Annotated in this window: 22 protein-coding genes and 3 pseudogenes; 17 read left to right on the plus strand and 8 right to left on the minus strand. The window is 53.9% G+C overall.

Annotation, left to right across the window (positions count from 1 at the left end; genetic code table 11):
* Positions 1–18: 18 nt before the first annotated feature.
* From GC087_RS25505 to GC087_RS25515, 3 genes and pseudogenes are all read right to left on the minus strand, one after another.
* Positions 19–321: a hypothetical protein gene (locus GC087_RS25505; RefSeq protein WP_324030867.1), complete on the minus strand. Its 303-nt coding sequence runs from the start codon at positions 319–321 to the stop codon at positions 19–21.
* A complete protein-coding gene (locus GC087_RS25510; RefSeq protein WP_324030868.1) occupies positions 321–944 on the minus strand; it encodes a ParA family plasmid-partitioning AAA ATPase in 624 nt (207 codons plus the stop codon). The genes GC087_RS25505 and GC087_RS25510 overlap by 1 nt, the downstream gene beginning before the upstream one ends.
* Positions 945–1,106: 162 nt before the next feature.
* Positions 1,107–1,598: pseudogene (locus GC087_RS25515) on the minus strand (DUF4113 domain-containing protein); the annotation flags it as partial.
* Positions 1,599–1,642: 44 nt separating this feature from the next.
* On the opposite strand from GC087_RS25515, the gene GC087_RS25520 reads away from it, so the two are divergent.
* The 6 genes and pseudogenes from GC087_RS25520 (at position 1,643) to GC087_RS25545 (ending at position 4,117) form a co-directional block, all read left to right on the plus strand.
* On the plus strand, positions 1,643–2,062 hold the full coding sequence (locus GC087_RS25520; protein WP_324030869.1) for a plasmid SOS inhibition protein A: 420 nt from the start codon (positions 1,643–1,645) through the stop codon (positions 2,060–2,062).
* A 169-nt stretch (positions 2,063–2,231) separates the two neighbouring features.
* Positions 2,232–2,384, plus strand: a pseudogene (locus GC087_RS25525) (Hok/Gef family protein); the annotation flags it as partial.
* Positions 2,333–2,443: a DUF5431 family protein gene (locus GC087_RS25530; protein WP_324030886.1), complete on the plus strand. Its 111-nt coding sequence runs from the start codon at positions 2,333–2,335 to the stop codon at positions 2,441–2,443. The pseudogene GC087_RS25525 and the gene GC087_RS25530, both read left to right, overlap by 52 nt.
* A gap of 496 nt (positions 2,444–2,939) precedes the next feature.
* Positions 2,940–3,446: an antirestriction protein gene (locus tag GC087_RS25535; RefSeq protein WP_324030870.1), complete on the plus strand. Its 507-nt coding sequence runs from the start codon at positions 2,940–2,942 to the stop codon at positions 3,444–3,446.
* Between the two features lie 49 nt (positions 3,447–3,495).
* Positions 3,496–3,831, plus strand: a complete 336-nt coding sequence (locus GC087_RS25540; RefSeq protein ID WP_324030889.1) for a hypothetical protein — start codon at positions 3,496–3,498, stop codon at positions 3,829–3,831.
* Complete coding sequence (locus tag GC087_RS25545; protein WP_324030871.1) at positions 3,821–4,117, plus strand: hypothetical protein; 297 nt, start codon at positions 3,821–3,823, stop codon at positions 4,115–4,117. Before GC087_RS25540 ends, GC087_RS25545 begins: the two co-directional genes overlap by 11 nt.
* Positions 4,118–4,194: 77 nt before the next feature.
* On the opposite strand, the gene GC087_RS25550 is transcribed toward GC087_RS25545, so the two are convergent.
* The gene (locus GC087_RS25550) at positions 4,195–4,434 is read right to left on the minus strand and encodes a helix-turn-helix domain-containing protein (protein ID WP_324030872.1); all 240 of its coding nucleotides are present in this window, start codon (positions 4,432–4,434) and stop codon (positions 4,195–4,197) included.
* Between the two features lie 607 nt (positions 4,435–5,041).
* Between GC087_RS25550 and GC087_RS25555 the strand changes: the two genes are divergently transcribed.
* Together GC087_RS25555 and GC087_RS25560 are read left to right on the plus strand one after the other, a co-directional pair.
* Positions 5,042–5,482: a hypothetical protein gene (locus tag GC087_RS25555; protein WP_324030873.1), complete on the plus strand. Its 441-nt coding sequence runs from the start codon at positions 5,042–5,044 to the stop codon at positions 5,480–5,482.
* 290 nt (positions 5,483–5,772) lie between these two features.
* Positions 5,773–6,339 carry a DUF5983 family protein gene (locus GC087_RS25560; protein WP_324030874.1) on the plus strand — a complete coding sequence of 189 codons (567 nt, stop codon included), beginning with the start codon at positions 5,773–5,775 and terminating at the stop codon, positions 6,337–6,339.
* 80 nt (positions 6,340–6,419) lie between these two features.
* Here the strand turns inward: GC087_RS25560 and GC087_RS25565 are convergent, their stop codons facing one another.
* Positions 6,420–8,456, minus strand: coding sequence for a prolyl oligopeptidase family serine peptidase (locus GC087_RS25565; protein ID WP_324030875.1), 2,037 nt, complete (start codon positions 8,454–8,456; stop codon positions 6,420–6,422).
* 241 nt (positions 8,457–8,697) lie between these two features.
* Here GC087_RS25565 and GC087_RS25570 point away from each other — a divergent pair, with 241 nt between their 5' ends.
* From GC087_RS25570 to GC087_RS25600, 7 genes are all read left to right on the plus strand, one after another.
* The gene (locus GC087_RS25570) at positions 8,698–9,258 is read left to right on the plus strand and encodes a recombinase family protein (RefSeq protein WP_248229931.1); all 561 of its coding nucleotides are present in this window, start codon (positions 8,698–8,700) and stop codon (positions 9,256–9,258) included.
* The gene (locus GC087_RS25575; protein WP_324030876.1) at positions 9,242–10,906 is read left to right on the plus strand and encodes an IS481 family transposase; all 1,665 of its coding nucleotides are present in this window, start codon (positions 9,242–9,244) and stop codon (positions 10,904–10,906) included. The genes GC087_RS25570 and GC087_RS25575 overlap by 17 nt, the downstream gene beginning before the upstream one ends.
* On the plus strand, positions 10,839–11,864 hold the full coding sequence (locus tag GC087_RS25580; RefSeq protein ID WP_324030877.1) for an ExeA family protein: 1,026 nt from the start codon (positions 10,839–10,841) through the stop codon (positions 11,862–11,864). Before GC087_RS25575 ends, GC087_RS25580 begins: the two co-directional genes overlap by 68 nt.
* A 137-nt stretch (positions 11,865–12,001) precedes the next feature.
* The gene (locus GC087_RS25585) at positions 12,002–12,454 is read left to right on the plus strand and encodes a hypothetical protein (RefSeq protein ID WP_324030878.1); all 453 of its coding nucleotides are present in this window, start codon (positions 12,002–12,004) and stop codon (positions 12,452–12,454) included.
* Between the two features lie 38 nt (positions 12,455–12,492).
* Entirely contained in the window at positions 12,493–13,266 is a 774-nt protein-coding gene (locus GC087_RS25590) for a site-specific integrase (RefSeq protein ID WP_324030879.1), read from the plus strand.
* A 149-nt stretch (positions 13,267–13,415) separates the two neighbouring features.
* Positions 13,416–14,210: a ParA family protein gene (locus GC087_RS25595; RefSeq protein ID WP_324030880.1), complete on the plus strand. Its 795-nt coding sequence runs from the start codon at positions 13,416–13,418 to the stop codon at positions 14,208–14,210.
* The gene (locus GC087_RS25600; protein ID WP_222213825.1) at positions 14,197–14,448 is read left to right on the plus strand and encodes a hypothetical protein; all 252 of its coding nucleotides are present in this window, start codon (positions 14,197–14,199) and stop codon (positions 14,446–14,448) included. Before GC087_RS25595 ends, GC087_RS25600 begins: the two co-directional genes overlap by 14 nt.
* Before the next feature lie 201 nt (positions 14,449–14,649).
* Here GC087_RS25600 and umuC read toward each other — a convergent pair whose 3' ends face one another.
* The 3 genes from umuC to GC087_RS25615 form a co-directional block, all read right to left on the minus strand.
* Positions 14,650–15,924, minus strand: a complete 1,275-nt coding sequence (gene umuC, locus GC087_RS25605) for a translesion error-prone DNA polymerase V subunit UmuC (RefSeq protein ID WP_324030887.1) — start codon at positions 15,922–15,924, stop codon at positions 14,650–14,652.
* A gap of 8 nt (positions 15,925–15,932) precedes the next feature.
* On the minus strand, positions 15,933–16,382 hold the full coding sequence (umuD, locus tag GC087_RS25610) for a translesion error-prone DNA polymerase V autoproteolytic subunit (protein ID WP_324030881.1): 450 nt from the start codon (positions 16,380–16,382) through the stop codon (positions 15,933–15,935).
* Between the two features lie 158 nt (positions 16,383–16,540).
* Entirely contained in the window at positions 16,541–16,819 is a 279-nt protein-coding gene (locus GC087_RS25615) for an XRE family transcriptional regulator (protein WP_324030882.1), read from the minus strand.
* Positions 16,820–17,230: 411 nt separating this feature from the next.
* Between GC087_RS25615 and GC087_RS25620 the strand changes: the two are divergent.
* Both GC087_RS25620 and GC087_RS25630 read left to right on the plus strand, forming a co-directional pair.
* Positions 17,231–17,587, plus strand: a pseudogene (locus tag GC087_RS25620) (DUF1281 domain-containing protein); the annotation flags it as partial.
* A 122-nt stretch (positions 17,588–17,709) separates the two neighbouring features.
* Entirely contained in the window at positions 17,710–17,988 is a 279-nt protein-coding gene (locus GC087_RS25630; protein ID WP_324030884.1) for a hypothetical protein, read from the plus strand.
* Positions 17,989–18,104 lie beyond the last annotated feature (116 nt).

Genomic DNA, 18,104 nt, shown 5'->3' on the forward strand with positions numbered 1-18,104 from the left:
AGATAACAAGATAGTATCTTATTGTAATTTAGCAGATTGGATCATTTCCGAACGCTCCGCTTGATTAAGCTTCTCGAAAGCCATGATTGCTGCTCTTACAACATCAGAACGATTCACCCTGTGCCCATACTTATTCATCTCATCCCGAATACAATTATCAATGGAGTCCAGATGTGTTGTAGCGAAAGAAATACTCACAGGTTTAGCTTTGCCTTTAGGTGTATCTGAAATGGACTTATCTTGAACCAAACCCAGCCCGGCCGAGCCGCCGTTTATGAATGCATTTTCGTCTTTGGGGGGAGTATTTGCTCTATTTCTCATCAAATTATTTCCTCAACAAGTGCAGAAATTTCTTCTTGGGCTTTTTCATTCTGAGTCTCAAAAATTGTCATGGATTCAGCCCAGGCATCTCTGTGAGCTTTACGGTCACAAATGCGAGACTGAGCTAATTGCATCTGGGGATAATCTGCAAGAACCTCTGCTGCCTGATGTGCCTCATTAACAAACATGTTCGTCGGTGCCATGTTTAGCACAAGATAGCCTCTGACATTCTCGTTGAAATCCTTTGCGGCGGAGAAAACTTCGCAGGTGTGTGGAACCACATCCAAATCCATCTGTGAAGGCCTGAGCGGTGAAATAAATATGTCAGCAGACATTAACCCGCTTCGCATTTCGGCACTGTCACGGCCAGCGCAATCAGCAATTACATACTCGTAAGACTTAACATGCTCTTTCAGCATTGCTTTGATATTGCCTGTAGCTCCAGTGACAGGGATGTGAGGGAGCGATTCCGGCCTGTTGTTGTACCAGGTTAATACGGATTTCTGATCATCTGCGTCCACTATAAGTACAGACTTACCCTTTGCTTTGAGGCATGACGCAATGGAAACAGCTAAAGTGCTTTTGCCTACGCCGCCTTTCTGACTGCCAAGAACAATTATCATAACATCCTCGTAAGATAACAAGCTGTTATGATATTATAGTGTTAAGATGTTATCTTAACAAGATAATTTTACTGTGCTACAAGTTGAAAAATAACGTGTTATTAAGATAGTAAGATGTTATCTTATTATCTTGTGTGCGGGTTTAAGGTGTTGATTACTAAATCAAATAACATATGCGACAGGAATATCAGACCAGCGAGTCGTCCAGGCAGGTGACAGCATCTCCCGCTTCATCTGCCATTCAGGGTTCACCCCCTGACCCGCAAACCACAGTTTCCCCAGTCCGGAGTTATTCACCTTATCCAGCACGCTCATCAGCTGTGCGCTGGCCGGGCGGGGAGGGCGATCGTCAAACAGCGACAGTTGTGCCGTAGCTGATGGGCTGAAATCACCCAACATGACTCCGGCTTTGGCATAGCGGTGGCCGGGGCGCCAGATGTGCTCCAGGCATTTCATGGCCACCACAATAATGTCCCGCGTATCCTGCGTGGCCACCGTCAGCTTTTCTCCCGCCACGTTCCCGTAATAGGGTTTGCCAGGAGAAAATGGAGAGGTTTTAATAAAGGCCGAAACATGCCGGCAGTATTGGCCCTCCAGACGCAACTTTTCCGCCGCGCGCGCGGCGTGCTGACAAATTGCCTGACGCATGCTTTCCAGAGTGCTGCCCGCTTCCATTATGCAGCTCGAGCCGCTACTGGTTGTTTCCTGAGGTTGAGTTTCAGCGCCGGGAGCGGGACCGCCAGCGCGCCCGACTGAGCGGACATAAATGGACAGTGAAAACCCGCAGGCAGCAGGAACGGCGTGAAGAGCAGGGGGCTATCCAGTATCACCGCATCGTGCAGCTGGCCGCCCTTGATCTTAACTTCCAGAGTCCGGATACGTTCAGCCAGTGGAATAAGCGACACCCGGATCTGAAACAGAGTGACTGGCTGGCGATGTTCTGGCGCTGGCAGCCACGGTTCCCGTCGCTTGCTGAGCTGGAATGGCTGAGTTATGGCAATGCTTTACCGTTCACCCTGGTGCTGAATCTGGCAGCGATTGTCCGGGATACACCCGAGGTGGTCAGAATGCAGGAACGGCTGTATGTACCGAACAAGCTGGGATATGCAGGCCGCTGAATTACCGCGATTTTTAACGGTTATTCCTGGTCAGAATGGTACAGGTGGCGGTATAATGACCGTGGCGCTTGAGGCTTTTTGCCTCATGACGTTTCAGTGGTTTGGATGTTGTGTGGCAGAAAGAGAAAAGCCCCGAGTAATTTTTCAATTAACCCGAGGCTCAATCTGTATGACTAGACACCATCAGATTAGCCGCTTACCTGCCGAAAGGCAAGGAGAGTATGCTATGAAACTACCGCGAAACGCTCTGATCTGGTGCGTATTAATAGTGTGTCTCACACTGCTGATATTCACATTCCTGACCCGGAAATCGCTTTGCGAAATCCGCTATCGGGACGGAAGCAGGGAGGTGGCGGCTTTCATGGCTTACGAATCCGGTAAGTAGCAACCTGGAGCGGGGGGAGACCCCCGCTTTTCAGGGAAAATGATGCGGTCTGGTAAGACCTGAAGCGCCTTTTTGAAGGGGCTGTCTGAGCAATCGGGCAGTCCCTTTTACTTTTCTGCCAGCCGCAAAACTGCGGCCCTGCGCTTGCAGCTGCAGTACCGGCAGCGCCGCTTTCACTGGCCGCCGGTGGCGGCCGCTAAGGAAAGCCGGTGAACCGGCTTCTTCGGCGCCCACTTTGCCCCCGTTGTCAGCGGTGTTCACTTTTGCTGTGACTGACACTGCCCTGTTCCGGTCCCAAAACGAGGGTCGGCTGAAGCCTGATGCCTGCACCCGTTCGCACTCCCTCCCGCTGGTCAGTCGCTTGCGCTGCGGCTTTGTCATCCCCCTTGTTTTCGTCCCCGTTGGAACAGGGCGGTCATGTGTCACAGCAACGTGCTCCCCGCCTTCCGGAAACGGAAAAAGGGAGACACCAGAAAGAAGCCGAAGGAGACCATGATGACCACGACCGCAGCGACCATTTCCCAGCCTGAGCAGGTAACACGTATTGAAATCACTCACCCACGCCAGCGCATGGTGTTCGTGCCGCGCCTGTTTGCCACCGCTTTGGGTGAGCAGATGGTGCAGACGTTTCTGGACCGACACAGTAACTACGAGGGGGGAATGTGGCAGTTCTGGGAAGTGCCGCGCGGGATTAGCGGTCATGTTGGCCCATATGCAGACATTATCACTACCCGCCCGACCGGGTATATGACCCCACCAGAGGGAACCTACCAGCTGAGTATTCCGGGAAATTACTTTGATGAAGAGGTCTCCGCCGATGCCGCCGGAATCATTGCCACGCTGTTTGTACTGAATCAGCTGAGCTGGAAAGTCTCCGAAATGGGACCGGAGTACGCGCAGACCTGCCAGAACCTGGTTGATCGTCAGGACGCCCTGAAAGACTACGTGAGCATTATTGAGCATCCGGAGCGCAGCCAGATTTTCCGCGCAATCGACTGAACAACCACAAGGCCCGGTCATCCTGACCGGGCCAGAAAAGGAGCATGTTATGACCCAAACGTTAACGATGGTGGAAGGGCTGGAAAAGCTGGCGCTGTGGCTTCAGGACAATATCGATTGTGAATCTGATTTATGTTTTGACGACCCGGAGACCGGGACGAACTCTGAAATGCTGCTGCCCTGCGTGGAGGCTGCGCTGAAGCTGGCGAACGCTGGACAGCCAGAAAGTGTATTGCATGTCCGCGCCCAGGGGGAGGCAAACAGCTATGTTCTGCTGAAGGAAAATAACTGGTTTGCGCATGTGCTGATGAATGGCGAAATGTCCACGCAGCAGCAGGAAATGCATCTGAACGCGATGATCGCCGGGATACGTAATGAATACTGAACAGGTGGCAGTAACCGCATCTATCCCTGAGCTGGTCGCACTGATTGTTGAGACCGATCAGGCACAGGGAACAGAGCCGGATAATGCTGAACGATCAGCACTGGCCGCCGAAATCCTTTGCTATTTTGCCAACAGAACGGGCCAGACCCGCAGCGGTGACCCGGTTGATACCATCATGGTGGACCTGCTGACAGATTTAATGCATCTGTGTGACAGTCTGGACATCGATTTTAATGGTGTGCTGGCGGTGGCTGCTATGCACCATGGCGATGAGTGCGGCCGTTGATCCCGCGGCCCTGCTGAATACCCCGCGCATCGAGCGCGGGATATTCAGAACCCCGCCTGTGAGCTCCGGCAGCTGCATTAAGGCAGCATGTTCTGAAGCATGGTCATTGCCCGGTCTTTCGCGGTTTTACGGTGTTTCAGTACAGGCATCAGATCTTTAAGCGACAGCGTGATGGTGGCCAGCTCGACGGCGCGCCTGACCAGGTCCGCGTTTTCATAATCTTTGTATGTCCGCAGGCTGACGCCCAGCTCCTCAGCGGCTCTGTCACGGCTCCAGCCCAGGCTTTTTCGCCATAATCTGAGTTCATATCCGGTCATTTTCAACTCTCAAAAAAGTGCAAAAACTGCACTTATTTTAACATTCATTTTAAGCAAAGAATGAAGTTTAAAACCGAAAAATTCAAAAAAATTGAAGGCCTTATTGGCCCCTTCGGCTCCCCGTCTTGCCGGGTCGTCGCCTGCTCTACGCGGGGTGTCCGGGGCGGCCACCACGCTTCGCGGAGCCAGGAAACCTGTCTCCGTCCCGTTGGGATAGCAAGCGATGCCTGAAGGGCGGCGTGAGCAGCTGCCGTGCCGGCAGCGCCACTTTCACTGGCCGCCGGTGGCGGCCGCTAAGGAAAGCCGGTGAACCGGCTTCTTCGGCGCCCACTTTGCCCCCGTTGTCAGCGGTGTTCACTTTTGCTGTGACTGACACTGCCCTGTTGCGGTCCCAAAACCAGGGTCGGCTGAAGCCTGATGCCTGCACCCGTTCGCACTCCCTCCCGCTGGTCAGTCGTTTGCGCTGCGGCTTTGTCATCCCCCTTGTTTTCGTCCCCGATGGAACAGGGCGGTCATGTGTCACAGCAACGTGCTCCCCGCCTTCCGGAAACGGAAAAAGGGGACACCAGAAAGAAGCCGAAGGGCACAACAGATGAGGAAATTCGCGATGACTGCAATGGCGTTCTGGAGCAAATCAAGTGCATTTAACGGCTGGCGCAGAGCGCACTTTGTGGACGGCGCCTGGCGTACCACCGCCTGTGCCGCGTCGAAGACGCTGGAAGAGCTGAACGCCAATGGCGATCGCTGGGAACTGGTGACCGTGGAGGAGGCGAAAGCAAGTTTTGCAGCGGCCAACTACCTGCCAGTAACTGAAATCAGCGAAGAAAAATTCACCGGCATGCTGGAAGTTCTGCCGCCGCTGGACTGGCAGGGCACTCCTGAGAGCCAGACATTCAAGCTGAGTGAAATGTACAGCGGCAACATCACGGACATTTTCGCCCAGTACCGCACGCGCTTTTTCACGATGCGTAACGAAGTGACGCTCACGCATGAGGAAATCATCGGGAAGATCAGGGCGTTTATCGACGCGGAAGGAATTGCCGCATAAGCGGCAATAAAAAAGCAGAGCGGGCGCTCTGTTTAATCATCCCGGTCTGTTCAAGCAGGCCGGATACTTCAAGTCTTAGATGGAGTTACATCATGAAAGACCACTTTATCCTTGCATGTCAGGACTATTTTGTAAAGCAGCGCGAAAGCGCGGAGGTAAGAAAGCACCGTCGCGTACAGCGTGACACCGTTGCAGAGGAAACCATAGCGCCACACGTGAAGGCGTTGGGGAGTCACCGGCATCGAGCCGCTGACACCCGGAAACGAACGCCTGATGCGACGGAGTAGGCAATGAAAAAATATACAGAACATGCCCCTTATGGTGTTACCGCGATTCAACTTGATAATGGTGATGAGGCTATTTATCTCCATGGCGAATGCCTGGCATGTGCCGATTTTTCGATGAAAGATGATTCCGTGAGTGGTATCGGGGAGCGCCTGGCCGGAACGTTGGGTGTTCCGTTCCGTCTGCTTACCCTGCCAGTGCCGGATGATGATGAATGGTCCTGGAATGATATCGTTGCGGCGCTTAGCTGGGGAAAAACGCGGACACTTGGAAGTATGGCAATGCGCCCGGTTCTGGAATGCAGCATCGCGCATATGATGCTTATCGATAGCCATTTGCTGGGTGATTTATCCCGCGCTACTGAAACTCAGGAATGGATCCACGATACAGGCGTCGGATTTATGATCCGCCTTGATGCCGTCAGATTTCCTGTGCTGAAACTGAAACGAGAAGGGCTGTCAGGTGCTGCCCGCTGGCTTATCTTGCAGGGAATGAAGCAAGGCAATATCAGCATGATCCATTTTTCTGCCGTGGGAGATGAACTGGACGGTCTGCCGACCTTTGACTGGTAATCACTTTGCCCCGGATTCCGGGACAATAGGTTTCCCGATCAGCATAATTTCCCTCGAGCAGCAAGTTCAGGTTTCCTTTGCTATTGATTTGTCAGCATTTGCCACAGAAACTCTTCGGTCATAGCATGATAAAACGCTACCTGGCTATTCTCTGGTGCGCTACCGTGGCCTGCGTCGGTTTCTTCATACAGCCAGACATTGTTATGGCCCTGCTGCTGCATACGGGCCACCATTTTGCGTGCATGTGCAGGACTGACGCGATCATCCTGCGTTCCTGTGGTAAACAGTACAGGCGGATAGCTGTTATCGGAAGATACTTTATCGAAGGGTGAATAGCTTCGCAGCCATTGCAGCTCCTCAGCAATGTCCGGATCTCCATATTCAGCAATCCATGAGGCACCGGCAAGCCAGCGATGGTAGTTGGTCATATCCAGAAGCGGGACTTCGCATAACAGTGCTCCGAACAGCTCGGGATAGTCTGTCAGCATGTTGCCAATAAGCAGACCGCCATTGCTTCCTCCCTGTGCCGCCAGTCTGGCAGCACAGGTCACCCTGCGGATCGCCAGATCCCTAGCCACAGCCGCGAAATCTTCATAAGCGCGGTGTCGGTGTTGTTGCAGCGCGGCCTGGTGCCACTCCGGACCATATTCGCCGCCACCACGAATATTTGCCACGACATAGACGCCCCCTTTTTGCAGCCATGTGGATCCTTTCGCCCCCAGATATTCGGGGGTTAAAGAGACCTCGAACCCCCCGTAGCCATACAGCAGGGTGGGATGCTTACCCGTGAGTTCCAGCCCTTTGGTGGCGATCTGAAAATAAGGGATACGCGTACCATCCAGTGACCGTGCAAAATACCGGGTCACTTCAAAATCGCTCTTATCAAAACATGCCGGGTCCTGCTTCACCACACTGAGAGTGTTGTCATCCAGATCGCCATAACTCAGGCAATAGGACTGCAGAAAACCGTGACTCACCAGCTGATAGCGATTGCTCTCTGTATCCATGCCTGAAGCCGAAATCGCAGTGAAGTCCGGTAATGTCAGCGTCTGAACGCGATTCCACAGCCCACTCTCTGCTTTTAAAATTTCAACACTCCCGACCACATCCCGGGTCAGGTTGAGGATGAGATAATCGCGGGTCGAACTGTGCCCCTGTAGCCTAGTATGCTCATCCGGCGTGAACAGGATGGTGAAGTTGCGCTGACCCTGTTGAAAAGAGGCAAAATCAGTGGCCAGCAAAGCACCGGGCGGATAGGTTTTATCCGCTATTCGCCAGGCTGTGGTGAGCGTGACAAGCAGCCATGCATTAAAAAAACCGCAAGAGGCATTTTCCGGAATATCTATGGACTCCAGCTTTCCCTGCCCGGTAAGCTGGTATGTACGGGTGTGATAAAAATCCCGGCTGCAATGCACCAGTGTTTTTTCAAACCCCGGAGTAGGGTCATGCCAGGCGGAAACCATCATATTGGTCGTTTCCCCGGCGTAAATCAGGGCAGCATCTTGCGGTAAAGTACCTCGCTGCCAGCGGCTGACACAACGTGGATAACCTGATGTCGTGAGTGTCTCGCCACCCGCATCAAGTGCCAGCAACAGGTGATTTTCGTCAAGCCAGGCGACTGAACTTTTGCTTTCTGGCAGCAAAAAACCGTCGCTGATAAAGTTTTTTTCGATCAGGTCGAACTCGCGAATTTCGCAGGCATCGCCGCCACCCGATAAAAAAACCAGTGCACGCGTGAAATCAGGATAAAGCAGGTCTGCGCCCTGGTAGCTCCAGTTAGCACCTTCCTCTTCATTAAGGCGAGCTATATCCAGCACAGTTTCCCATTCAGGCTCTGCTGTCAGATACGATGTTTCGTGGGTGCGGCGCCAGATGCCACGAGGATGATTATCATCCTGCCAGAAGTTATAAACGGTATCGTGATAATGCTTGCCCCAGGGAATGTTCGCTTGATCATTTAACGACTGCAGGATGGTTTGCTGTATCTCCTGAAAACGCCCGCTTCGGGCAAACTTCGCCATCGTTCTGTGGTTTTGTTCGGCGACCCAGCGTAGTGCTGCATCGTCCTGAGGTAACTCAAGTGTGCTGAGAAAATCCTGCAAATGCCTTTGCGCCATTACGAGTCCTTTTGTTGGTCATCCAGGCCTGAAGAGATTTTTCGTGTAAACACCGCTTTGTAGAGAAAACATCAGCCTGTTGAATGTCTTCTGTCATTGAACATACCACTGTGTATTTTTTAGGTAAACCCAAAACAGTCAATCCGTTGAGACAGTTTTTCTGTCTCATTTGAGTTGTTTTTGTCTCATCCCGGTGGTACGTTTTCATCATCTAGATTTAAACGAGACAGTTTTCATCATTATGGCACTTTACGGCTATGCCCGCGTTTCAACCAGTGATCAGGATCTTACCCTGCAGACACAAATTCTCCGCGCTGCCGGTTGTGAAATCATTCGTGCAGAAAAAGCCAGCGGAAGTAGCCGGACCGGAAGGAGCGAGTTGCAGCTGTTACTGGAGTTCCTGCGTCCCGGCGATACGTTGATGGTGACCCGCGTGGATCGCCTGGCCCGCAGCATTAAGGACCTGCAGGATATTGTATATGCCCTGAATCAGCAGGGCGTAACGCTCAGGGCAACAGAACAACCAGTGGACACGCGCTCAGCAGCAGGTAAAGCCTTCCTCGATATGCTGGGTGTTTTCGCTGAGTTTGAAACCAATCTGCGACGTGAACGCCAGATGGAAGGGATTGCCGCGGCGAAAGCACGGGGCGTGTACCGGGGAAGAAAACCCTCAATAGACCCAGCAGAAGTGTGGCGTCTGTACACCACGGAGAAAATGGGGGCCACAGCCATAGCCCGTCATCTCGGGATCGGGAGGGCGTCAGTGTACCGGGCGCTGGAAAATTATGAGCAGCCGGCGTAGCGCCATCCCGGCTGACTCCCTGTTGCAACTGCGGCAACGGCTCGATCGCCTGCCGCCAAAAAGCCCTGAACGTGCCACCCAGATTGCCGCTACCGCTCAGTTGTATGGTATTTCAGTCACGACGGTCTATCGCGCCCTTCGTCTGGTCCTCAGACCTCGCACAGCTCACCGAAGCGATCATGGTCAGCCACGGATACTCCCCCCATCTGAACTGGAACATTACTGTGAGCTGATCGCCGCGCTGAAACTGCGAACAACGAATAAATCCGGTCGCCATCTGTCAACCGGACGGGCAATACAGTTACTGGAAGAGCACGGTGTGGAGACAGCTCAGGGATTGATAAAAAGTCCCAGGGGCTTGCTTCGTAAGCAGACCGTCAATCGCTGGCTTTCCCGCTGGCGTCTCGATCAGCCCCGCCTGTTACGGGAGCCTCCGGCGGTAAGATTTCAGGCTGAAAACAGCAATGACTGCTGGCAGTTTGATATGTCACCGTCCGATCTCAAGCATATTGAACAGCCTGACTGGGTTGATCCTGCCCGGGGCGAACCCACGCTGATGCTGTTCAGCGTAGTAGATGACCGGAGCGGTGTTGCATACCAGGAATACCGGTGTGTGTATGGCGAAGATGCGGAGTCAGCGTTGCGTTTTCTCTTCAACGCTATGGCACCGAAAGTCAGAGCAGATTTTCCTTTTCAGGGCCGCCCAAAAATGCTGTACCTCGATAACGGACCGGTGGCCAAAAGCCATGTCTTCCAGAATGTGATGCTGTCCCTGAAGGTTGACTGGCTGACGCATATACCGGCAGGTAAGGATGGTACCCGGACGACGGCACGGTCCAAAGGTAAAGTAGAGCGTCCTTTCAGGACCGTCAAAGAGGCGCATGAAACCCTGTACCATTTCCATAAACCGGAGACGGAGCTGCAGGCCAACGAATGGCTCTGGAACTATCTGAGTCGTTACAATGCGCAGCGTCACCGCAGCGAGAAACACTCCCGACTGGAGGACTGGCTGGAAAATATCCCCCAGGACGGCGTGAGAGATATGTGCAGCTGGGAACAATACTGTCGGTTCGCCCGGGAGCCTGAATCCCGCAAGGTGGGTGTTGATGCGCGGGTAACGATAGACGGCACCGCATGGGAAGTTGACCCGGATATGGCGGGTGAAACCGTCATCCTGCTGTGGGGGCTGTTTGATGACGAGATGTATGTCGAGTTTACCGGTGAAACATGGGGGCCTTATTATCCGGTGTCGGGGCCTGTGCCGTTGCACCGTTACCGGACGTTCAGGCGTGGCAAAGCGGCAGAGCGGGCCGATCGTGTCCATGCTCTGGCCAGACAGCTGAACATCCCCATCAGCGCGTTGTCCGGCTGCGATCTCCGCGTGGTCAGTGATGACACTCAGCAGCGCATTGATGAGTTGCCGCATCAGCCCTTCGATACCCGAAAATTTGAATACCACTTTCCTGGCGTTATTGCGGCAAAACTGGCTATTGCCGACGATCTGGCCATACCGCTGGCCAGGATGTCGGATGAAGACCGGGTGTTTATCGACAGTATTCTGGCTGAGACGCTAAATCGTAGTGAAGTACTCGCCCGCATCAGAGACTATTTTCGTAACAGACAATCAGGAGAAGACCATGCGGGTTGAAGTGATGGAACATTATGGACTGACGCAGTCTATTGAACAGACAGGGTATTATGAAACTGCTCACCATAAGCAGTTGATGAAAGACATTAAAGGAGCGATACGCGAAGGACGGCTGATTGCCGTCTGTGGCGTGGTGGGAAGTGGTAAAACGGTCACCCTGCGGCGTCTGCAGCAACAACTGATCGATGAAAACAAAATCATCGTTGCCCGCTCACTGTCGGTCGACAAACACAGCGTCCGGCTCGCCACGCTGATTAACGCCCTGTTTTACGACCTGGCGCAGGATAAGCAGGTGCAGATCCCCAAACAGGGTGAACGCCGCGAGCGGGAACTGCAGGAGCTGGTCAAAAAAGGTAAGCGCCCTGTGGCACTGTTTGTTGATGAGGCGCATGACCTGAACGGTAATACACTGACGGGGCTCAAACGGCTGATGGAAGTGGTTGAAGACGGCGGTGGACGGCTGTCTGTCGTTCTGGCTGGTCACCCAAAACTGCGTAATGACCTGCGTCGTCCGACGATGGAGGAAATCGGTTATCGTACCGATATTTTTACGCTGGACGGGATCACCGGCAGCCAGCGCGAATATATTCAGTGGTTGCTGAAGACCAGCACCGGCAAGGGTAAGCCGGAAGATATTCTGACGGCCGAAGCAGTTGACCTGCTGGCGATGAAACTTCGGACACCGCTGCAGGTCCAGTTGCACCTGACGCTGTCGATGGAAGCAGGATACCAGACAGGTGAAAAACCGATTACCGCCACGCTGATTGAATCAGTGCTGTCACGCCAACTGGATGACTTGGAACCGACACTCACGCGGCATGGTTACCGACTGAAAGATATGGTGGAGCAATTTGATGCAAAACCAGCTGAAATCAGGGCCTTATTTAACAATCAACTGGACCCGGCCCGCACAGCTGAACTACGTGACAGAATGCTGGCGGTCGGTTTGCCAATATGACGATATTGATTTGCAATTATTGTGAGCCCGGCGGAATGGATTGCGAGCCGGGCAGGATAAATGCGAGCCCATTATCACTTAATGTGAGCCGGGAGCATTTTTCATTTGCAGTTAATGTGGGCCGAAATATGCGCTGATTGCGAGTCGGGGGAGTTTCGATTGCGAGCCGCTACATCTACCGCCATCACATTGAATTGCAGATCAAGCAGGTCACCGGGCTGGCCCGCCGGCTGCTCAGGGATAATGGCCCCCGTGGCAGTGACAAGGTCACGCACAACCTCAATACGCTCTGGGAAGTCGCCCGCAGGCTGCTCCTTCAGGCCGATGATACGCTGGAGCCCTCTCATTTCACGCGGGTCAGCGCCGTCGTTAAGGCCCTGAACGAGGTGGATCTGGGTGCAACCGGCTTCCGCTATGCCCGCACCCGTGAGGGAGGCAGGAGCCTTGAAGGTCTCCACTATATTAACACACGCCGTTTCGGGGATCAGATGGCCGCGGCGTCTGACGATCTTGACGGTATCGATAACGGACTGCGCTACATCCTTGATCTTGAGAGCGAGATGCGCGGACACGAGGATGGCTTTTTCTGAAGCCTGGCGCCCTCCCCTTTCTAACCGGACTCACATCTATGAACGGAATGATTTCCTACGCGCCGGCGGCGCCATCGCTGCCGGTGGCCATCGACTACCCCGCGGCGCTGGCGCTGCGGCAGATGGCCGCGCTGGTCGACGACCTGCCGAAGTACCTGCTGGCGCCGGAGGTCAGCGCCCTGCTCCACTTCATGCCCGACCTGCGGCGTAAGATGCTGTTCACCACGCTGTGGAACACCGGCGCGCGCATCAGCGAGGCGCTGGCGCTGACGCGGGGGGACTTTCTGCTGCGCCAGCTGTACCCGTTCGTGCAGCTGGCCACGCTCAAGCAGCGCGAGGATAAGGCGGAGCACCGGGCAGGCCGCCGCGCCGCCGGCGTCGTGCCCCACCGCCTGGTGCCGCTCTCTGACGCGCAGTACGTGACGCAGCTGGAGGTGATGATCGCCACCCTGCGCATTCCGCTGGAGCGTAAGAGCGAGAAGACCGGCCGGGTTGAAAAGGTGCGGCTCTGGGACATCACCGACCGTACCGCGCGAACCTGGCTGAACGAGGCGGTTGAGGCGGCCGCGTCAGAGGGCGTGAGGTTCTCCGTTCCGGTCACCCTGCACACCTTCCGGCACAGCTACGCCATGCACATGCTGTACGCCGGCACGCCGCTCAAGGCGCTGCAGAGTCTGCTCGGCCACAAAAGCGCGAAGTCGACGGAAATTTATACACGGGTGTTTGCGCTGGACGTGGCCGCCCGGCACCGGGTGCAGTTCCAGATGCCGGGAAACGAGGCTGTAAATTTGCTGAAAGGAGTTTATTCGTAACACATTGTATATAAAGGAATGTTATATGGGGTGTGTATATACATAGGTATATATCAAGTTTTAATTTTGCATATACTTATGTATATACATTGACACTGATAATCCATAAGTTAATATGCATATACTTTTGTATATACACGGTGGTGATTATGAAAAAGCCTTACATTATCTCTTTCGCTAACAGTAAAGGCGGTGTGGCCAAAACTACCAGCTGCATGTCTGTTGGTTGTTCATTAGCTTTGGCAGGCTATAAAACCCTGCTGATTGATCTAGATCATCAGGGAAACCTTAGCGATGATTTGGGACGTGGTGATGAGGATTACACCATCACGGACCTATTTGCAGATCCTAAATTTGATATCAATAAACTCATTTATTCTGCTATGGACGGTGATGACACGATTGATAACCTAGATATCATCCCTGCTGATATAACCCTTGCGGTTGAAGCCCGAAGTGCAGAAAGGTTTCGCCATAGACTAAGCATTCTTGAAGAGGGTTTGAACAAGGTAAAAAATTCCTACGATTTCATCCTCATCGATCTTCGTCCTGCTATTGATTTGAGCATTGAAAACGCCCTGCTGATCACTGATAAAATTGTCATCCCTGTCGACATGGATAAGCGTGCAGTTAAAGGCATTAAAGACCTATTCCAAGTGGTTCAGGAAGTGCGAAGAAATGAACCTTTTGTATATACACTTGTAAAGACAAAAGTAAACGAATCTCACTCCAAGATGAAAAAATCAATTGAGGGATTAATTGAAGAAGCTGGATATGTTGTGGCCAAGACTGAAATACGTCAGAGCGAGCTTTTTAAACAGGCGACCGATGTTCATCGTCCTGTAATGTTCTTTGCGAGAAATGAACGGCCATACAGGGATTATAAAGCTTTCACTCAAGAACTCCTTGAGCAAATTGAGGGGGCCGAAATTGGCAAGAAGTGATCGCATAACCAAAGGGGTTACCCGAGTTGCTGAGAAGCGCAACATTACAACGGGCAGACAGATGAATCTGCGGCTTACGGGTCTCGATGATGATGCTCTTTCTATGTTAGTTGAGAAAATGCAGGAATTACTTCCTCAGAAAAATATTACCCGTTCCAGAGTGTTACGCGCCGCCTGTTACTTAGACGATGATAAAATGCTCCAGAAACTTGCTAACTTACTGATTGAAAACACGTGACATTCTAATGTGTATATACCTATGTATATACATTTATTAATTGTTATGTGCCCATATAAGTGATTGTCGTGACAGGTATGTATATGCTTATGTATATACATATCTTATCGAAAAAAGTGACTATTCATTTAATGAACGTATATGCAAGAATATATGCATTTGTATATACAAATGAATATGCAAATACTTCAAAAGATTTTTTTATCTGAGGTGTGCAACTGGAATATCATCCCAGCGGGTCGTCCACGCCGGTGAAAGCATCTCACGCTTCATCTTCCACTCGGTACTTATTCCCTGACCTGCAAACCACACGTTACCCAGCCCGGACTGATTGATGCCGTCGAGCACCTTCATCAGCTGTGCGCTGTTGGCCCGCGGCTGCGCATCGTCAAAGAGGTTCAGCTGGCTCACGCCGTTCGGGGTAAAGTCATCGAGCATAATGCCGGCTTTCATGTACCGGCGGCCTTCCAGCCAGATGCGGTCCAGGCTGCGCATGGCCACCTCAATGATGTCGCGCGTGTCCTGCGTGGGCAGCATCAGCTTTTCACCGGCCGTGTTGCCGTAAAACACCTCGTTGACCGCGTGGGGTGAAGTCCGGATAAATACGCTGATACGCCGGCAGAACTGTCGTTCCCCCCGGAGCTTCTCCGCCGCGCGAGTGGCGTACTGACACAGCGCCTGCTGCATGGCCACCTTTGAGGTGATGCGCTCGCCAAAGGACCTGGAGCAGCAAATCTGCTGCTTGGCCGGCGGGACCTCCTCGATCGGAATGCAGGACTCGCCGTTGAGTTCCCGTACGGTCCTCTCCAGCACGACGTTGAAATCTTTACGGATGAGGGCAGGGTGCGCACGCGCCAGCTGCAGGGCGTTGCTGATCCCCATGACGTTCAGTCTTTTGCCGATACGCCGGCCCACGCCCCAGACTTCCTCTACGGGCTGTCTGGACAGCAGCGTTTCGGTGCGTTTCGGGTTGCCCGGCGTAAGCGCCAGTACGCCGCGGAACTGCTTCCACTCCTTGCTTGCCCACTGCGCGGATTTCGCCAGGGTTTTGGTCGGTCCCATGCCCACGCCCACGGTCAGGCCGGTTGTGGCCAGCACGTGCGCGCGCAGGCGCCGACCAAAGTGTTCAAAGTCTTCGCAGCCATCGATGCCGGTCAGATCCAGGAACATTTCGTCAATACTGTACTGCTCAACCCGGGGCGTCATTTCCTCAAGAGCAGTCATTACCCTCATGCTAAGACTATGATAAAGCGCATAATTACTGCTGAAGACATGCACGCGCTCAGCGAAATCCTTCGTCTTTATCTGAAACCATGGGGCGCCCATTTTTATTCCCAGCGCTTTGGCGCCGGCCGAACGAGCGATGACGCAGCCGTCATTATTTGAAAGCACGACGACGGGCTTACCGCGCAGGTCCGGACGGAACAGCGCCTCACAGCTGGCGTAGAAAGAGTTGACGTCTGCCAGGCCAAACATGGGCATGTTTACCTCCGGCGCGCGCGCGTGCTGTTGAACCACCAGGTGACCACGCCGAGTAGCTGCAGCTCCTCCGGGTAAATTACGGAGTAGGCCGGATTCATCGGCAGCAGCGCGAGCCGCGGCTGCAGCTGCAGTCGCTTGACGGTGAATTCCCCTTCAACCTCGGCAATCACGATGTCCCCGTGCGATGCCTCCTCGGCCCGGTCAACCACCATGACGTCGCCGTCATAAAGCCCGAGGCCTTCCATGCTGCTGCCGCTTGCGCGCACAAAAAAGGTCGAGGCGCGCCGGCGGATGCAGAGCTCGTTGAGGTCCAGCTCCTTTTCAACGTAATCCGCGGCCGGGGAGGGGAAGCCAGCCGCACAGGGCTCGGCAAAGAGCGGTACGCGAACCCGGGGCGCACTGAGAGGTGGCCAGAACGGCATCAGGCCCTGAGCATAGGTGGCAGGCTTCATGATACGGCCTCCGGGCGAATAGCGGCCGGACCGGTGGCGGCTGTGAGTGCGTGACGCATATTAAATTTCCCTCCGAATAACACTGTTCATGTATACAGTATTATTGAGGTGAATTTATCTTACAAGCAGGGTGGAACAGGAAAAGCTTCCAGACAGGCTCATCTGCCTGAAAGCTGTTCAGTTTTATTTTTTGCCACCTCGCCGGTCATATCCTGCAGCATCTTCAGCAGAAGGTCTTTGCTCAGCTGATCGGACCGCAGTGCAGGCATGATGTTAATGAGCGACAGGGTCACCGTGGCCATGGCCACCGTTCGCTTAACTGTATCGGCATTTTCATAAATCAGATAGGTGCGCAGGCTCACCCCGAGTTCAGCCGCGGCCCGTTCACGGCTCCACAACAGTCCTTTCCGCCACAGCCTCAGCTGCCATCCCGTCATGTGCATTTCTCCTCACCGTTTTCTTTCATTACAACGCAAAAAATGTGTTGTTTCTGCATTTTTTCTAAATCTTTAGTGTGCTTATGGCCGTCATATTAAGACGGATGTCGCTGCGCTCGGCTGCTTAACGGCGTCATCGCTTCGCCTGACGCCGGTTAAAAATCCTCATGTCCACTGACGGGCTTCGAATGATTAGGCTGCACCGTGCCTTCACGTTAGCCGAGCCGCTGCGCAGTCAAGGGCCGCTGGCGCTCGTTCGCTCACCCGTTCCCCGCCGTGCGCGGGACATTCAGTCCGCTCCGGCGGCGCGTGCGGCTTGCGCGTCCGCCCCTGACTGCTCCGCTTTTCGCCCGGCTGCTGTGTCGGCACGGCGCAGGTGAGGCCGTGCAACCACTGACTGAGGAGCAAATCATGCCGAATTGGTGTGCAAACAGGCTGCGTGTGACCGGCCTGGCGGAGAACGTGAGTAAAGTGCGGGCGCTGATGCGGGGAGAGGTGCGCCCTCTCTATGCGCGGGCGGAAGAGCAGGGCATTCAGCTTTTACTGGCGGGCTGTGCCGGAGTGCTGCGTCCGGTAACGGACGACACGTACGCGCCATTTCCGGCGCTGACGGTGGCGGGGCGGGGGAGAACACACCGGAGAACGTCGCGTTTACAGCGTGGCTCACGCAGCTGCGTGACGGCGTGAACCTGACCGAGGAAAACTGCGACCGGCTGCACAACCTGTGGCTGGCCACCGGCCTCCGCAGCCGGACGTGGGACTCGCTGGAGTGGGGTGAAGAGGATGAGGACGGTTTCACCTGCGTGACCGGGCCTGACTGGGTTATCAACAACGTCGGGCACTACGGCGGCTGAAAGGAGGCGGCGGGGGAAGCCCCGCCGGACAACGACATGAGAGAAATGACGGTACGTGAATTTAAGGTGCGTCTCGATGCCATCGGGGATGACGAACTGTGCTGCGGAACCTTCTGGCTGGCAGATGACTTCCTGAGCATTGATCCGACGCTGACACGAGAGGAAATCGCGGCGGCAATGGAGACTGCCCAAGACAACCACGACGCCAGCGAGGGGTTCAACTGGGGGCATCTGGAATGGGCCATCAGCGAAATGAAAGTAAGCGTCTCACCTGCACCGTCTTGCGCTTTATCGGTTCGGCCCACTTCACTCTGACAGCACAGGTGAAGCTTGTTTCGTCTAATCGGCTTTGAGTGCCCCATATTTTTACTAAGATTAATCTGGGCGTGGATTAATCCCGTCTTTTTAATAGCTTTTAAATGGAGATTACA

It is taken from the genome of Pantoea sp. JZ2, from assembly GCF_035191405.1.
Lineage (GTDB): Bacteria > Pseudomonadota > Gammaproteobacteria > Enterobacterales > Enterobacteriaceae > Pantoea > Pantoea stewartii.

Coding starts and splice junctions, on each gene's coding strand:
- GC087_RS25560 (WP_324030874.1), top strand. CDS start 5,773: ATGAAAAAATATACAGAACATGCCCCTTATGGTGTTACCGCGATTCAA.
- GC087_RS25590 (WP_324030879.1), top strand. CDS start 12,493: ATGAACGGAATGATTTCCTACGCGCCGGCGGCGCCATCGCTGCCGGTG.
- GC087_RS25545 (WP_324030871.1), top strand. CDS start 3,821: ATGAATACTGAACAGGTGGCAGTAACCGCATCTATCCCTGAGCTGGTC.
- GC087_RS25540 (WP_324030889.1), top strand. CDS start 3,496: ATGACCCAAACGTTAACGATGGTGGAAGGGCTGGAAAAGCTGGCGCTG.
- GC087_RS25575 (WP_324030876.1), top strand. CDS start 9,242: ATGAGCAGCCGGCGTAGCGCCATCCCGGCTGACTCCCTGTTGCAACTG.
- GC087_RS25555 (WP_324030873.1), top strand. CDS start 5,042: ATGACTGCAATGGCGTTCTGGAGCAAATCAAGTGCATTTAACGGCTGG.
- GC087_RS25550 (WP_324030872.1), bottom strand. CDS start 4,434: ATGACCGGATATGAACTCAGATTATGGCGAAAAAGCCTGGGCTGGAGC.
- GC087_RS25615 (WP_324030882.1), bottom strand. CDS start 16,819: ATGACGGGATGGCAGCTGAGGCTGTGGCGGAAAGGACTGTTGTGGAGC.
- umuC (WP_324030887.1), bottom strand. CDS start 15,924: ATGTTTGGCCTGGCAGACGTCAACTCTTTCTACGCCAGCTGTGAGGCG.
- GC087_RS25570 (WP_248229931.1), top strand. CDS start 8,698: ATGGCACTTTACGGCTATGCCCGCGTTTCAACCAGTGATCAGGATCTT.
- GC087_RS25630 (WP_324030884.1), top strand. CDS start 17,710: ATGAGAGAAATGACGGTACGTGAATTTAAGGTGCGTCTCGATGCCATC.
- GC087_RS25505 (WP_324030867.1), bottom strand. CDS start 321: ATGAGAAATAGAGCAAATACTCCCCCCAAAGACGAAAATGCATTCATA.
- GC087_RS25565 (WP_324030875.1), bottom strand. CDS start 8,456: ATGGCGCAAAGGCATTTGCAGGATTTTCTCAGCACACTTGAGTTACCT.
- GC087_RS25510 (WP_324030868.1), bottom strand. CDS start 944: ATGATAATTGTTCTTGGCAGTCAGAAAGGCGGCGTAGGCAAAAGCACT.
- umuD (WP_324030881.1), bottom strand. CDS start 16,382: ATGAAGCCTGCCACCTATGCTCAGGGCCTGATGCCGTTCTGGCCACCT.
- GC087_RS25535 (WP_324030870.1), top strand. CDS start 2,940: ATGATGACCACGACCGCAGCGACCATTTCCCAGCCTGAGCAGGTAACA.
- GC087_RS25595 (WP_324030880.1), top strand. CDS start 13,416: ATGAAAAAGCCTTACATTATCTCTTTCGCTAACAGTAAAGGCGGTGTG.